Source organism: Nocardioides sp. zg-1308, from assembly GCF_013155375.1.
In the GTDB taxonomy this organism is placed as follows: Bacteria; Actinomycetota; Actinomycetes; order Propionibacteriales; family Nocardioidaceae; genus Nocardioides; species Nocardioides renjunii.
The window spans coordinates 2,298,701-2,313,479 of sequence record NZ_JABJQY010000002.1; the positions used below are offsets into that span (position 1 = coordinate 2,298,701).

Annotated in this window: 13 protein-coding genes; 11 read left to right on the forward strand and 2 right to left on the reverse strand. The window is 71.3% G+C overall.

What is annotated here, in order from left to right; all coding sequences use genetic code 11:
• Positions 1-17: 17 nt before the first annotated feature.
• Genes HN031_RS12825 through HN031_RS12840 form a run of 4 tightly spaced genes read left to right on the forward strand, consistent with a single transcriptional unit; the run spans position 18 to position 4,355 of the window.
• Entirely contained in the window at positions 18-1,583 is a 1,566-nt protein-coding gene (locus tag HN031_RS12825) for a hypothetical protein (RefSeq protein WP_172270450.1), read from the forward strand.
• Between the two features lie 13 nt (positions 1,584-1,596).
• The gene (locus tag HN031_RS12830; protein WP_172270452.1) at positions 1,597-1,809 is read left to right on the forward strand and encodes a DUF6752 domain-containing protein; all 213 of its coding nucleotides are present in this window, start codon (positions 1,597-1,599) and stop codon (positions 1,807-1,809) included.
• Positions 1,806-2,864, forward strand: a complete 1,059-nt coding sequence (locus HN031_RS12835) for a hypothetical protein (RefSeq protein ID WP_172270454.1) — start codon at positions 1,806-1,808, stop codon at positions 2,862-2,864. The genes HN031_RS12830 and HN031_RS12835 overlap by 4 nt, the downstream gene beginning before the upstream one ends.
• Positions 2,865-2,900: 36 nt before the next feature.
• On the forward strand, positions 2,901-4,355 hold the full coding sequence (locus HN031_RS12840; RefSeq protein ID WP_172270456.1) for a phospholipase D-like domain-containing protein: 1,455 nt from the start codon (positions 2,901-2,903) through the stop codon (positions 4,353-4,355).
• A 10-nt stretch (positions 4,356-4,365) separates the two neighbouring features.
• Here the strand turns inward: HN031_RS12840 and HN031_RS12845 are convergent, their stop codons facing one another.
• Positions 4,366-4,950: a hypothetical protein gene (locus tag HN031_RS12845; protein ID WP_172270458.1), complete on the reverse strand. Its 585-nt coding sequence runs from the start codon at positions 4,948-4,950 to the stop codon at positions 4,366-4,368.
• A gap of 116 nt (positions 4,951-5,066) precedes the next feature.
• On the opposite strand from HN031_RS12845, the gene HN031_RS12850 reads away from it, so the two are divergent.
• Positions 5,067-6,263, forward strand: a complete 1,197-nt coding sequence (locus HN031_RS12850) for an acyl-CoA dehydrogenase family protein (protein ID WP_172270460.1) — start codon at positions 5,067-5,069, stop codon at positions 6,261-6,263.
• Positions 6,264-6,286: 23 nt separating this feature from the next.
• Here HN031_RS12850 and HN031_RS12855 read toward each other — a convergent pair whose 3' ends face one another.
• The gene (locus HN031_RS12855; RefSeq protein WP_322424725.1) at positions 6,287-7,492 is read right to left on the reverse strand and encodes an ROK family protein; all 1,206 of its coding nucleotides are present in this window, start codon (positions 7,490-7,492) and stop codon (positions 6,287-6,289) included.
• 96 nt (positions 7,493-7,588) lie between these two features.
• Between HN031_RS12855 and HN031_RS12860 the strand changes: the two genes are divergently transcribed.
• From HN031_RS12860 to HN031_RS12885, 6 genes are all read left to right on the forward strand, one after another.
• Entirely contained in the window at positions 7,589-9,178 is a 1,590-nt protein-coding gene (locus tag HN031_RS12860; protein ID WP_367650753.1) for a sugar ABC transporter ATP-binding protein, read from the forward strand.
• Positions 9,175-10,272, forward strand: a complete 1,098-nt coding sequence (locus HN031_RS12865) for an ABC transporter permease (RefSeq protein ID WP_172270464.1) — start codon at positions 9,175-9,177, stop codon at positions 10,270-10,272. The genes HN031_RS12860 and HN031_RS12865 overlap by 4 nt, the downstream gene beginning before the upstream one ends.
• Before the next feature lie 154 nt (positions 10,273-10,426).
• Entirely contained in the window at positions 10,427-11,503 is a 1,077-nt protein-coding gene (locus tag HN031_RS12870) for a substrate-binding domain-containing protein (RefSeq protein ID WP_172270465.1), read from the forward strand.
• Positions 11,504-11,616: 113 nt separating this feature from the next.
• Entirely contained in the window at positions 11,617-12,801 is a 1,185-nt protein-coding gene (locus tag HN031_RS12875) for a Gfo/Idh/MocA family protein (protein WP_216652127.1), read from the forward strand.
• Between the two features lie 49 nt (positions 12,802-12,850).
• On the forward strand, positions 12,851-13,858 hold the full coding sequence (locus tag HN031_RS12880; RefSeq protein ID WP_172270466.1) for a sugar phosphate isomerase/epimerase: 1,008 nt from the start codon (positions 12,851-12,853) through the stop codon (positions 13,856-13,858).
• Between the two features lie 25 nt (positions 13,859-13,883).
• Positions 13,884-14,750, forward strand: coding sequence for a DUF1707 domain-containing protein (locus HN031_RS12885; RefSeq protein ID WP_172270467.1), 867 nt, complete (start codon positions 13,884-13,886; stop codon positions 14,748-14,750).
• Positions 14,751-14,779 lie beyond the last annotated feature (29 nt).

A 14,779-nucleotide genomic window follows, 5' to 3' on the forward strand; every position in this document is an offset into this window, starting at 1 on the left:
TCGATATACTCCGCCGCGTGAAGTCACTGGGCCAGCTACGGCGTTCGGGCGGGCTGGACGTGCACCGCATCGACGTCGACGGGGTCCTGATGGCCAGCCCGCGCGAGCAGCTGGTCGACGTCGCCTTCGACGGCCGGCGCATCTGGTCGTTCTGGCTGCACCGCGACGGCGAGGAACGCGAGGACGGCGTCCTCGCGCGGTGGCCCAAGCCGCTGCGGCCCTTCCTCGACGGCGTCACCGAGGTGACGCTGACCGATCCCGGAACGGGCACGGTCCTGCACGAGGAGACGGTGCAGTTCGGGGACCACCCGGGTCGCATCGAGGTGGTCAACCCGGCCGGCCGGCCGTTGAGCCTCGACAAGTCGCTCAAGCTGGTCGAGACCTTCGACACCCGCGACGCCGCCCAGGTCGAGCCGCTGCTCGACGCCATCGAGGAGGTGCTCGGTGCGCTGCGCGAGGTGGGGCTCGACGCGTTCCTCGCCTACGGCACCGCCCTCGGCGCCATCCGCGACGGCGGCCTGATCGGCCACGACAGCGACGCCGACCTCGGCTACGTCAGCGCCCACGACCACCCGGTCGACGTGATCCGCGAGTCGTTCCGGATCCAGCGGGCGCTCACCGACATGGGCTACCGGGTGACCCGCTACTCCGCCATCGCGCTCAAGGTCCACGTCGCGGAGAGCGACGGCCTCGACCGTGGCCTCGACGTCTTCGGCGGCTTCATGCGCGACGGGGTCCTCTACCTCATGGGCGAGATCGCGGTCCCCTTCGAGCGCGACTGGATCCACCCCCTCGGCACGGCCTTGCTCGAGGGACGCGAGTTCCCGGTGCCGGCCGACACCGACCGCTTCCTCACCGCGACCTACGGTCCCCACTGGCGCGTGCCCGACCCGGCCTACAAGTTCACCACGCCGGCCAGCACCATCGAGCTGTTCAACGGCTGGTTCCGCGGCATGCGCACCGGTCGTGCCGGCTGGCACGGCTACCACAAGCGCACGATCAACCAGCCGGCTCCCGTCTCGGCGGTCGCCCACCAGGTCGCCGAGCGGCACCCCGACCTCGCGACGTACGTCGACATCGGCTGCGGTCGCGGCGCGGACGTGGCCTGGTTCGCCGACCGCGGCACCTCGGCCATCGGGCTGGACTTCCAGCCCTTCGCCTACGCCGAGGAGGCCGAGCGCCGGGCCGACGACCCGCGGGTCACCTTCCAGCTCTTCAACCTGCTCGAGCTGCGCCACGTGCTCGCCGTCTCGGCGTGGGTGGCCCGCACGCCGGGTCCGCGTGCCGTCGGCTGCGTCCACGTCATCGAGCGGCTCGGGCGGCGCGGCAGGCTCAACATGCTCCGCTCCGCGCGGATGATGCTCGCCGGCACCTCCGGAGCCCTGCACCTGCAGTTCCTCAGCGAGCGCGGCCGCGACGGCTACCCTCGTCGTACGGGCGCCCGCAAGGCCCTCGACCCGGCCGTCGTCGCCGCCGAGGTGGCCGAGTCCGGTGGCCGGGTCCTCGAGCAGGTGCGCGAGCGCGTCTCGCCGGGCCCGGACGGATCGCAGGTCTGCCGGATGATCATCGACTGGAACGCGTGAGGTGGGAGCAGACATGTTCGGACGCAGGAACCGGCATGGCTCCGAGGGCGGTGACCTCGAGCAGAGGGTCGCCGCTCTGGAGGAGGCCGTGCAGGAGAACCGGGCGCTCAACGTGCGCCTGGCCGAGCTGACCGACGTGGTGAGCGAGCTGCTGCTGCCCGTCGCCGCCCGCGACGAGGAGAGGTTGGAGGAGCTGCTGGGGAAGTACCGCGGGGACTTCTCGTGAGCACAGCCGGCGGCCCGCGCCGGGTGTTCCTCCACATCGGGCTCCCCAAGACCGGTACGACGTACCTCCAGCAGGTGGTCTGGGGCAACCGCGAGCGGCTGCGCGAGGCCGGCGTGCTCGTGCCGGGCTTCGGCCACCGCGAGCACCTCTGGGCCGCGCTCGACCTCCAGGAGCGGCCGCGGCTGGCCCGCCGCCACCCCGACGCCCCGGGCGCCTGGCAGCGGCTCGTCGACCAGGCGTCCGCCCACCCCGGCGACGTCCTGCTGACCCACGAGTTCTTCTGCGGCGCCAGCCGGGCGCAGGCGGCGCATGCCCTCGCGAGCTTCCCCGGCGCCGAGGTGCACCTCGTGGTCACCGCTCGCGACGCCGCGAGCGTGGTGTCGGCGGGGTGGCAGGAGTCGGTCAAGAACGGCAGCACCGTCGACCTTGACTCCGTGATGGCGGGCACGGCGGCCGGCGGCCCGGAGTTCAGCATGCGCACCTGGGACCTCGCGGGCGTCCTCGAGCGGTGGACTCCCGACCTGCCGGGCGAGCGCGTCCACGTCCTGGTGATGCCCGGACCGGGGGAGCCCCGCGACCTGCACTGGCGGCACTTCGCCGAGGTGCTGGGCGTCGACCCCGAGGCCGTCGACGCACCGACCGAGGCCGCCAACCCGGCGCTCGGCATCGTGCAGATCGAGACGCTGCGGCTGGTCAACCGCCACCTGCCGTCGTACTCCGCGCACGACCGCGGCGTCTGGATCCGCGGCTACCTCGCCGAGGACCTGCTGGCGCGCCAGCCGCGCGAGCGCGGCGGACTGCCCGAGCACCACCTGGCACGCTTCGCCGAGCTCGACCGCGCCGCCGTCGAGATCGTCACCGACCGCGGCTTCCACGTCCTGGGCGACCTCTCCTCCCTGGGGGTGGGGAGGGGGCCGGGCGGCGCGGGCCGGTTGCCCGGCACGGTCACCGCCGAGGAGCTTCTCGAATCGGCCTCCCGCCTGGTCGCTGATATCGTCGCAGACGTCCGCGCGAGCACGGGTGACGTGCCGCCGCGGACCCGGGGAAGTCACTGACCCGGGTGCCGAGGGGCACCCCGAGGGAGTTGTCGCGTGCGTTCCAAGTTCATTGCCCTGATCGCAGCCTGTGGCCTGACGGCCGCGCTGGTCGCGCCCGTCAGCGGGTCCTCGTGGGCCGGTGCCGGTCCTGCGGCGGGCGCCGCCGCGGCCGCGCAGCCGGCCGCCGCCGGCCTGGCCGCCGCGACGGCACGCAAGCCCGGGAAGCCCAACAAGAAGTGGAAGGTCCCCGTCGGGACCAAGTTCAACAACCCGATGGTCCCGAAGGACCGCTTCGTCATCGAGCGCCACCTGCTCCGCGCGATCCGCAACACGCCGCGCGGCGAGAAGATCATCATCTCGGCCTACTCCCTCGACCGCGGCGCGTTCGCCGACGCGCTCATCCGCGCCAAGAAGCGCGGCGTCAAGGTGCAGGTGCTGCTCAACGACCACCTCGTCACCGGCGCGCAGGTCCGCATCCAGCGGGTGCTCGGCAACAACACCAAGAAGTCCAGCTTCCTCAAGCGCTGCGTGTCCGGCTGCCGCGCTGACGAGAACGAGTACAACAACCTGCACAGCAAGTTCTACCTGTTCAGCCGCACCGGCCGGAACCGCAACGTCGTCATGCTGGGCTCGCAGAACATGACGCTCAACGCGGTGCGCTGGCAGTGGAACGACCTCTGGACGACGGCCGGCAAGAAGACCCTGTTCGACCAGTTCGAGGCCCTCTTCAACGACATGCGCCCCGACTGGGACAAGCGCCGCGCGTCCTACACGTTCTGCGACAGCGGGCGGGTGTGCCCGGCCGGCGACATGCAGAAGTACCACAACGTCGTCTTCCCGCGGCACACGACGCCCACCAAGGACGTCGTCCTCGACATCCTCAACAACGTGCAGTGCGTCTACACCGACCCGGGCGGCTTCCAGAAGCGCACCATGCTGCGCCTGTCCATGCACACGATGCGCGGCGGTCGCGGCAACTACATCGCCGACAAGCTGCGCGACCTCTATGCGCAGGGGTGCAACCTCCGCGTCAACTACGGCCTGATGGGCTTCCACACCAAGCAGCACATCGGTGCGCCGACGGCCCGCGGCCGCGTGCCGCTGCGGTCGACCGGCTTCAACCTCCGCGACGACGTGCCGACGGGTGACCCCGAGATCGACAGCATGCCCGAGGCGATCGAGCGCTACACCCACCACAAGTACTTCGTGCTGCGCGGCTCCTACAAGGGCGTCATCGACAGCAACATCGTGTGGACCGGGTCGACCAACTGGTCGAGCCTCGGCACGCCGCAGGACGAGATCCTCTTCACCATCCACGGGCGTGGCGTGGTCCGCGACTACCTCGACAACTTCAACCTGATGTGGAAGAAGCCGTTCAGCCGCGACGCCTACACCACGACGTACTCGTCGTGGCGGATGGTCGACGGCCGCCGGGTCGGGGTGGACCCGATGGTGACCGTCGAGCCCGACGGGCTCCGCGGTGGCGGCTCCACCTGGGAGAACGACTGAGGGTCGGCCCTCAGCCCTCCTGCTCGCCCGCGTCCTCGGCCGGCAGGAGGGACTCGGCCAGGCCGCGCACGGTCTCCTGGTCGGGCCCCTGCAGCACCACCGTGCTGCCCTTGAGGTCGTAGGCCAGGACGGACGCGCCGTCGTGGTCCCACGAGGACCAGGGACCGGTGCCCCAGTCCGAGAGGTCCACGTCGTCGCCGGCGGTGAGGCCCGCCTCGGCGAGGACGTCGGCGGCCTTGCCCGGCATCTGGTCGAGGACCACCTCGCCGGTCGGCGCCGTGAACTCCATGCGCCACCACTGCGGGTCGGGCGTGTAGCCGCCGCCCATCGTCTCCCAGCCCTCGGGCAACACGGTCGGGACCATCGTGATGAGGTCGTCGTCGACCGCCCGGAGCGCGGCCTTCTTGTAGCGGGGCTCGAGCGCGGGCTCGTCGCCGAAGTCGACGGGCTCCACCGGCGCGGGGGACTCGCTCGCCGAGGGCGTCTCCGACGCGGCCGGGTCGTCGGCCGAGGAGCCGGTGTCGTCGCCGCACGCGCCGGCGAGCAGGACGAGGGAGACGCCGAGGGCCGGTCCGATCGCACGGTGCAGTCGCATGCCCCGAGTGTCTCACGCAGGCGTGTGACAACGGTCTCGGACGCGAGCCCTGCCCAGGTGAACGACCAGTAACTAGACTCCGAGCGATCCAGCCGCGAGCGCCCAGGAGCCACGCCATGCCCCGCCTCTGCCAGACCGACGGCCTCTCCGAGGACCAGATCGAGATCCTCAAGGCCGTACGGCAGTTCGTGGACGAGCAGATCATCCCAGTGGCGCAGGAGCTCGAGCACGCCGACGAGTACCCCACCGAGATCATCGAGGGCCTCAAGGAGCTCGGGGTGTTCGGGCTGACGATCCCCGAGGAGTTCGGCGGGCTGGGGGAGTCGCTGCTGACCTACGCGCTCGTGGTCGAGGAGATCGCGCGGGGCTGGATGAGCGTCTCGGGCGTGATCAACACCCACTTCATCGTGGCCTACATGCTCATCCAGCACGGCACGGACGAGCAGAAGCAGAAGTACCTCCCGCGGATGGCGACCGGCGAGGTGCGGGGCGCGTTCTCGATGTCCGAGCCGGGGCTGGGCTCCGACGTGTCCGCCGTCAGCACCAAGGCCACGAAGGCCGAGGACGGGTCCTATGCCATCACGGGCCAGAAGATGTGGCTGACCAACGGCGCCACCTCCACGCTCGTCGCGGTGCTCACCAAGACCGACGAGGGCGCCGAGAGCGTCTACAAGAACATGACGACCTTCCTGGTGGAGAAGGAGGCCGGGTTCGGCGAGACCGCCCAGGGCATCACCGTGCCCGGCAAGATCGAGAAGATGGGCTACAAGGGCGTCGAGACCACCGAGCTCATCCTCGAGGGCCACCGGATCGCCGCCGACCAGGTCCTCGGTGGCGAGCCCGGCAAGGGGTTCTTCCAGATGATGGACGGCGTCGAGGTCGGCCGCGTCAACGTCGCGGCCCGTGCCTGCGGGCTGGCGTGGCGCGGCTTCGAGCTCGCCATCGCCTACGCCCAGCAGCGCAGGACCTTCGGCAAGCCGATCGCCGAGCACCAAGCCGTGCTGTTCCGGCTCGCGGAGATGGCCACCAAGGTCGAGGTCGCGCACACGATGATGGTCAAGGCCGCCCGCCTCAAGGACACCGGCCAGCGGATGGACGTCGAGGCCGGCATGGCCAAGATGGTCGCGAGCGAGTACGCCAACGAGGTGGTCGAGGACGCGTTCCGCATCCACGGCGGCTACGGCTACTCCAAGGAGTACGAGATCGAGCGCCTCATGCGCGAGGTCAAGTTCATGCTCATCGGCGAGGGCACCTCCGACATCCAGAAGATGATCATCGGCCGCAGCCTGCTCAAGGACTACCAGCTGCGCTGAGCGTCCGGGTCGGGCACCACGCCCTACTGGGCGACGGCCACACCGACGGGCATGCCGGCGGCCGCGTCGGCCGCGGCCAGGGCCTCGCTGGCCGCCTCGACCACGTCGGGGGACAGGACGTGCTCGATGGCCAGCGCGGAGGCGCCCAGCACCGCCGCCTCGCCACCCGCGCGGGACGTCACGATGCGCAGGTGCTCGGTGGCCAGCGGCAGGGAGCGCTGGTAGACCGACTCGCGGATCCCGGCGAGCAGGTGCTCGCCGGCGCCGGCGACCTGGCCGCCGATCACGACCACCGACGGGTTGATGAGGTTGACCATCGTGGCCACGATCTCGCCGATGTCGCGACCGGCCTGGCGGACGACGGCCATGGCGGGCTGGCTGCCGGAGCGGACCAGCTCGACCACGTCGCTGCCGGTCTCGGCCGGCTCGCCCTGGGCGCGGACGGCTGCGGCGAGCGCGGGCCCTGCGGCCACGGCCTCGAGGCAGCCGGAGTTGCCGCAGCGGCACGGCACGTCGTCGGCGCCGGGCACCCGGACGTGCCCGAGGTCGCCGGCGGTGCCCTGCGCGCCGCGCTGGAGGATCCCGCCGGAGACGATCCCGGCGCCGATGCCGGTGGCGACCTTGATGAGCACGAGGTCGTCGACGTCGCGCAGGTGCCGGCGCCGCTCGCCCAGCGCCATGATGTTGACGTCGTTGTCGACGAGCACGGGCACGGGGTAGTGCTGCTGGAGGTGGCCGGGGACGTCGTAGCGGTCCCACCCGGGCATGATCGGCGGGTTGATCGGCCGGCCGGTGGAGTGCTCGACCGGTCCGGGGAGGCCGATGCCGATCGCGGCGAGGTCCTCGATCGGCCGCTGGCTCGCCTCGACGAGGTCGCGCACCGACTCGACCACCCACGACAGCACCGCGTCCGGGCCGTCGGCCACCGCGATGCGGGTGTCGACCTCGCCCAGGATCACGTCGTTGAGGTCCGTCAGCGCGGCGCGTGCGTGGGTGGCGCCGATGTCGACGCCCACGACCAGCTTGGCGGCGGCGTTCAGCGCGAAGAGGGCCGGCGGACGGCCGCCGGTCGAGCGCGCACCGCCGTAGGGCGCGACCAGCCCGAGCCGCGTCAGCGTGTCGATCCGCGCGGTGACGGTGGAGCGGGCGAGGCCGGTCGCCTCGGCCAGCTGGGCCCGGGTCCACGGTCTTCCGTCGCGGAGGAGATCGAAGAGTTCACCCGTGCGCACGGAGTGAGTCAAGCACATGCAGCGCTTTCCGCAATAGAGGTGAGTCTTTTGACGGGTGCTCGACAAAAGCGGGTGACGCATGCCACAGTTCTGCCCGTGTCCTCCTCACATGAGCCTGTGCGGGGCGAGGCCGGGCCGGTCAGCGGCGCGTCCGCGTCGGCCGGCGCTCCTCGATCCTCCTCGACCCCGCTCCTCGAGATGCGCGGCATCGTCAAGCGGTTCCCGGGCGTGCTCGCGCTGGGCGGCGTCGACCTCGACGTGCGCGCCGGCGAGGTGCACTGCCTCCTGGGGCAGAACGGTGCCGGCAAGTCGACCCTCATCAAGGTGCTGTCCGCCAGCTACCAGCCCGACGAGGGCGAGATCCTCTGGGAGGACCGACCGGTCACGCTCACCACGACCCAGTCGGCGATGAAACTAGGCATCTCCACGATCTACCAGGAGCTCGACCTCGTGCCGGGCCTCACCGTCGCGGAGAACATCTTCCTCGGCCACGAGCTGTCCTCGGCGGGCATGATCCAGCGCGGCCAGACCAACCGCGCGGCAGCCGACCTGCTCGCGCGCCTCGGGCACGGCGAGATCCCCGCGACCCGGGAGGTCGGCCGGCTCACCCCCGCCGCCCAGCAGATCGTCAGCATGGCCCGCGCGCTCTCGCAGGACACCCGCCTGCTCATCCTCGACGAGCCGTCGGCCGTGCTCGACCAGGGCGAGGTCGACAACCTGTTCCGCGTCATCCGCGACCTCACCGCCGAGGGCGTGGCCGTCGTCTACATCTCCCACCGGCTCGAGGAGATCCGCCAGATCGGCGACCGCATCACCGTGCTCAAGGACGGCAGCACCGTCGCCTCGGGCCTCGCGGTGGCCGACACCCCGACCGCCGACCTCATCAAGCTGATGACGGGGCGCTCGATCGAGTACGTCTTCCCCCCGCGCTCCGGCACCGCGCCGGTCTCGGGCCAGCCCGTCCTCGAGGTCAGCGGCCTCGAGCTCCCCGGCGTCTTCTCGGGTGTCGACCTGAGCGTCCACGCGGGCGAGATCGTCGGCCTCGCCGGGCTCGTCGGCGCCGGCCGCTCCGAGATCCTCGAGACCGTCTACGGCGCACGCCGTCCCTCCGCCGGCACCGTGCGCGTCAACGGGCGCGAGCTGCGCCGCGGGTCGGTCCCCGCCGCCGTGAAGGCCGGACTCGGTCTGGCCCCGGAGGAGCGCAAGAGCCAGGGCCTGCTGCTCGACCAGGCCGTCTACAGCAACATCACCATCTCGACGCTGGGCCGCTTCGCCCGCCTGAGCTTCCTGGACAGCGGCGAGGAACGCCGCCGCGCCAAGGAGGTCACCGAGTCGCTCGACGTACGCCCCGCGGGCGTCGACCGGCTGGTCCGGCTGCTCTCGGGCGGCAACCAGCAGAAGGTCGTCCTCGCGCGCTGGCTGCTCCGGGAGTGCCAGGTGCTGCTGCTCGACGAGCCCACCCGGGGCGTCGACGTCGGCGCCCGCGCCGAGATCTATGCCGTCGTCCGTGCGCTGGCCGACTCCGGCGTCGCCGTCGTCGTCGTCTCGAGCGAGGTCGAGGAGGTGCTCGGGCTCGCGGACCGGGTGCTGGTGGTCCGCGAGGGCCGAGTCGTGCACGAGGGACCGTCGAGCGAGATCGACGAGTCCCGTGTCCTTGATCTGGTCATGAAAGGAACTGCCGCATGAGCGAGCACCACACGAGTCCCGGGGCCCACGAGGCGCCCGACCTGGGTGCCGTGGAGAACACCGTGGCTCCGTCCGGCGACACCATCAAGGTGGAGCAGGCCGCCGCCGAGAGCGAGTCGGCCAACCGGGGCGCGGGACTGATGAGCGGCCCCTTCGGGCGCAACCTCGGCCTCGTCGTCGCGCTGCTGATCATCTGCGTCGTCGGCGTCGCCACCACCGGTGACCGCTTCGCCAGCATCGACAACGTCCTGACGATCCTGCGCTTCGCGTCCATCGTCGGGGTCGTCAGCATCGGCATGACCTTCGTCATCATCGGCGGCGGCATCGACCTGTCCGTCGGTGCGATCCTCGCGCTCGCGTCCGTGTGGGCGACCACCTTCGCCACGCAGACGATGGCCACCGACACCCACTGGCTGGTCATGGTCTTCGTGGCCATGGCGGTGGGCGGGGCCTGCGGGCTGATCAACGGCGTGCTGATCGCCTACGGCAAGATCGTCCCCTTCATCATGACGCTCGCCATGCTGGCGTCCGCGCGCGGACTGGCGGAGATCATCTCGGAGCGACGCACCCAGATCGTCACCGTCGAGGGTTTCCGCGACGTCTTCACGGCCGACATCCTCGGCGTCCCGATCCTGGTGGTCATCTTCGCGGTCGTGTCGGTCGGCGGGTGGGTGCTGCTCAACCGCACCACGTTCGGTCGGCGCACCCTGGCCGTCGGCGGCAGCCCCGAGGCGGCACGGCTCGCGGGCATCAACGTCAACCGGCACACGATGATGCTCTACGTGCTGGTCGGGCTCTGCTGCGGCCTCGCGGCCCTCATGTTCATCGGCCGCACGTCCACCGGCAGCTCGACGCACGGCACGCTCATCGAGCTCGACGCCATCGCCGCCGTCGTCATCGGCGGCACGCTGCTCACCGGCGGGCGCGGCACCATCGTCGGCACCGTGTTCGGCGTCCTCATCTTCAGCACCCTGAGCAACGTCTTCGTCCTCAACAACCAGGACAGCTCCACGCAGGCGGTCGCCAAGGGGATCATCATCGTCGTCGCCGTGCTGCTCCAGCAGCGGCTGGCCCGGCGTACGACCTCGACCTAGCACGCCCACGGCTCGGGCCACACCACCGCACCACAGGCACCACCGCAGCACCGCAGCACCGCAGCACCGCAGCACCGCACGACCGCACCACCTGGAGCAGCACCCACCGCTCGGTTCAGCACGGCACCCATCCCAGAAACAAGGAGCACATCCCATGCGACTGCGCACCACTTCCCGACGGCAGCAGAGCCGCCGCTACCCCGGCCTCGTGGTCGGCGCGGTCGCCGTCCTCGCCCTGACGGCCTGCACCGGCAGCGCCGAGGACGCCTCGAACGACGAGGACAGCAGCAGCGACGCCGCCCGGGCCGCCGCCGCCGGCAGCAACGACGAGGAGGGTGACACGGTCACCATCGGCTTCTCGGCGCCCGCCGCCGACCACGGCTGGATGGCCGCCATCACCAACAACGTCCGCGACCTCGCCGAGGAGTACCCCGACCTCGACCTGCAGATCGCGGAGGGAACCAACGACGTCAACCTGCAGATCAGCCAGGTCGAGACCTTCATCAACGACGGTGTCGACGCCATCGTGCTGCTGCCCTTCGACGGCGCGGCGATGACCCCCGTCGCGATGCAGGCCATGGAGGCCGGCATCCCGGTCATCAACGTCGACCGCGAGTTCGACGACCCCAACGCCGCCCGCGTCACCGTGCTCGGTGACAACTACGGCATGGGTGTCTCCGCAGGCCAGTACGTCTGCGAGCAGGCCGGTGGCAACGAGGACGCCATCGTCGCCGAGATCGCCGGCATCGACTCGCTGCCGCTGACCCAGGACCGCAGCCAGGGCTTCGAGGACGCGCTGTCCGAGTGCGGCCTCGACGTCGACGCCCGCCAGGCGGCCGAGTTCACCGTCGAGAGCGGCGAGGAGGTCGCGTCCAACCTGCTGCAGGCCGAGCCGAAGATCGACTTCCTGTGGAACCACGACGACGACCAGGGCGTCGGCGTCCTGGCCGCCATCGAGAACGCCGGTCGCGACGAGTTCGTGATGGTCGGTGGCGCCGGCTCGGCCAACGCCATGCGCTCGATCCAGGAGGACAGCGGCGTCCTCAAGGCGACCGTCATCTACCCGTCGACGCAGGGCGCCGACGGCGTCAAGCTGGCCCGCCTGCTCGTGCAGGAGAAGGCCATGGGCGACCTGGTCGAGGTCGAGGTGCCCCGCATGGTGCAGCTCTACGCACCGGTCGTGACGTCGGAGAACGTCGACCAGTTCATCGACTCGGCCTTCGAGTCCTGACAGACCCGCGGCGGCTCCCGGTCCTCCGGGAGCCGCCGCGGTCCTCCGTCCCCGACCGGGGCGGACCGCTCGACCGATCCTGATCGCTCCACCGATCTCGTACGAGGAGTCCGATGACCACCACCTCCGACGGCACCGGCGACCTCGCGGTCGGCATGGTCGGCTACGCCTTCATGGGCGCCGCCCACTCGCAGGCCTGGCGCAGCGCGCCCCGATTCTTCGACCTGCCGATCCGCCCGCGGATGAGGGCCCTCGCCGGCCGCGACGCCGGCCGCGTCGCCGCGGCCGCCGACCGCCTGGGCTGGGAGTCCACCGAGACGTCCTGGAAGGCGCTGGTCGCCCGCGACGACATCGACCTCGTCGACGTCTGCACCCCCGGCGACACCCACGCCGAGATCGCCATCGCGGCGCTGGAGGCGGGCAAGCACGTCCTGTGCGAGAAGCCGCTGGCCAACACGGTCGAGGAGGCCGAGGCGATGGTCCGCGCCGCCGAGGCCGCCGCCGCCCACGGCGTCCGGTCGATGGTCGGCTTCACCTACCGCCGCGTCCCCGCGATCGCCCTCGCCCGCCAGCTCGTCAGCGAGGGACGGCTCGGGACGCTGCACCACGTCCGCGCGCAGTACCTCCAGGACTGGATCGTCGACCCGGAGGCGCCGATGTCGTGGCGCCTCGACAAGTCGCAGGCCGGCTCCGGCGCGCTCGGCGACATCGGCGCCCACATCATTGACCTGGCGCAGTTCATCACCGGCGACAGCATCCGCCGGGTCTCGGGCCGGCTGCGGACCTTCGTCGAGGAGCGCCCGCTGCCCAGCGAGCACTCGGGGCTGTCCGGGACGGCCGGGACGGGGACCGGCACGGTCACCGTCGACGACGCCGCGACGTTCCTCGCCGAGTTCGACGGGGGAGCGATGGGCGTCTTCGAGGCGACCCGCTTCGCCAACGGCCGCAAGAACGCGATCCGGGTCGAGATCAACGGCTCCGCCGGAAGCCTCGCCTTCGACTTCGAGGACATGAACATCCTGCACTTCTTCGACGGCACCGAGGACGCCGGCACCGCCGGCTTCCGGCGCATCCTGGTCACGGAGGCGCAGCACCCCTACGTCGAGGCGTGGTGGCCGCCGGGCCACCTCATCGGCTACGAGCACGGCTTCACCCACCAGGTCGTCGACCTCGTCAACGACATCGCCGCCGGCAACGACCCGGCTCCGTCCTTCGCCGACGGCCTCCGCGTGCAGCGGGTCCTCGCCGCGGTGGAGACGAGCTCCGACACCAACGCCTGGCAGGACATCCCCCGCTGAGCGGCGCCCCGCCGGCCACCATCAGCAGACGACGACCAAGGAGCGACCGATGACCCGACCCATCACCCTGTTCACCGGCCAGTGGGCCGACCTGCCGTTCGAGGAGGTCTGCAAGCTGGCCTCGGGCTGGGGCTACGACGGCCTCGAGATCGCCTGCTGGGGCGACCACTTCGACCCCTGGGCCGCGGTCGAGGACGACGGCTACGTCCCGGCGAAGCGCGAGATGCTGGAGAAGCACGGCCTGCAGGTGTTCGCCATCAGCAACCACCTCAAGGGCCAGGCCGTCTGTGACGACCCGATCGACGCGCGCCACCGCGACATCCTGCCCGACCGGATCTGGGGCGACGGCGACGCCGAGGGCGTGCGCCAGCGCGCCGCCGAGGAGATGAAGATGACCGCCCGGGCCGCGCGCAAGCTCGGCGTCGACGTGGTCGTCGGCTTCACCGGCTCCTCCATCTGGAAGTACGTCGCGATGTTCCCGCCGGCCTCGCAGGCGCTCGTCGACGCCGGCTACCAGGACTTCGCCGACCGCTGGAACCCGATCCTCGACGTCTTCGACAGCGAGGGCGTGCGCTTCGCGCACGAGGTGCACCCCTCCGAGATCGCCTACGACTACTGGACGACCGTCGCCGCCATGGAGGCCATCGGGCACCGCGAGGCGTTCGGCCTCAACTGGGACCCCAGCCACTTCGTGTGGCAGGACCTCGACCCGGTCGGCTTCCTCTGGGACTTCAAGGACCGGATCTACCACGTGGACTGCAAGGACGCGAAGAAGCAGGTCGGCAACGGCCGCAACGGACGCATGGGCTCCCACCTGGCGTGGGCCGACCCGCGACGCGGCTGGGACTTCGTCTCGACGGGCCACGGTGACGTCCCCTGGGAGCAGTGCTTCCGGATGCTCAACACGATCGGCTACGACGGGCCCATCTCCGTGGAGTGGGAGGACGCCGGGATGGACCGCCTGGTCGGGGCGCCCGAGGCGCTCGAGTTCGTGCGTCGCCTGGCCTTCGACGCCCCCACGGCGGCCTTCGACGCGGCCTTCAGCACGCAGTCGTAGGGCTGATCGCCTCTAGACTCCGCGCATGAGGGGCTTCCGGGCGAAGGACGCGGACCGCGACCGGTTCGTCGAGCTGATCGAGGCGGCGTACGTCGACGGCCAGCTCGGCGCCGAGGACCGCGACCTGCGGGTGAGCCGGGCCCTGACGGCCGAGACGCTCGACGAGCTCCAGACGCTGACGCGCGACCTGCAGCTGCCGGAGGGCCACGTCCCTCCGGCAGCCCCCAGCCGGACGCCGGTCCGGGTGCTGTCCCGACCCTCGTCCGGGGCGCGTGGCGTGCTGGTCGGGCTGGTCGTGTTCGTCGTGCTGGTCGCGGTGGGGGTCACCGGGGTGGTGGCCCTGGCGATGTTCGCGGTGAGCGGTGGCCCGGACGCCACGACGTCGACCGTGGTCGACCCGGCACCGGCCGTGCCCGGGCAGGACCCGGCGATCGGGCAGCCGGGGCCCCCGTCGTTCGAGCTGACCCCGGCCGGGGTGCGCGGCCTCCTGCGCGACTACGAGGCGGAGTTCGGCACGCTCGACGCCTTCGAGACCGGCCTCTACCCCGAGCACGCCTGGGCCTTCGTGCCGGTGCGGGGCGCGCGTCCCCGCTACGAGCGCTGGTCCTTCGACGGCGCCTGGAGCCGGCAGTCGGACGCGTCGGCCGTGCGCGACGGGAGCCCGGTCATCGACCTCGGCGCGCTCGACGTGCGCCGCCTCTTCGCCAACATCGACACCGCCCAGAAGACGCTCGACGTGCCGCGCGGCGAGCTCACGCACGTGCTGGTCAACTCGTGGATGGAGGCGAGACCGTCGGTCAACATCTACGTCGCCAACCGCTTCGACGAGAGCGGCTACCTCAGGACCACGCTGGCCGGCGACGTCGTCCGCGCTTACCCCTACGGCGGGTGACCGATCCCACGTGACGCCAGCCGTCCGTC

Bases quoted from the DNA above. Each gene is read 5' to 3' on its own strand.
- HN031_RS12870 (WP_172270465.1), top strand. From the start codon at position 10,427: ATGCGACTGCGCACCACTTCCCGACGGCAGCAGAGCCGCCGCTACCCC.
- HN031_RS12885 (WP_172270467.1), top strand. From the start codon at position 13,884: ATGAGGGGCTTCCGGGCGAAGGACGCGGACCGCGACCGGTTCGTCGAG.
- HN031_RS12830 (WP_172270452.1), top strand. From the start codon at position 1,597: ATGTTCGGACGCAGGAACCGGCATGGCTCCGAGGGCGGTGACCTCGAG.
- HN031_RS12880 (WP_172270466.1), top strand. From the start codon at position 12,851: ATGACCCGACCCATCACCCTGTTCACCGGCCAGTGGGCCGACCTGCCG.
- HN031_RS12850 (WP_172270460.1), top strand. From the start codon at position 5,067: ATGCCCCGCCTCTGCCAGACCGACGGCCTCTCCGAGGACCAGATCGAG.
- HN031_RS12865 (WP_172270464.1), top strand. From the start codon at position 9,175: ATGAGCGAGCACCACACGAGTCCCGGGGCCCACGAGGCGCCCGACCTG.
- HN031_RS12845 (WP_172270458.1), bottom strand. From the start codon at position 4,950: ATGCGACTGCACCGTGCGATCGGACCGGCCCTCGGCGTCTCCCTCGTC.
- HN031_RS12875 (WP_216652127.1), top strand. From the start codon at position 11,617: ATGACCACCACCTCCGACGGCACCGGCGACCTCGCGGTCGGCATGGTC.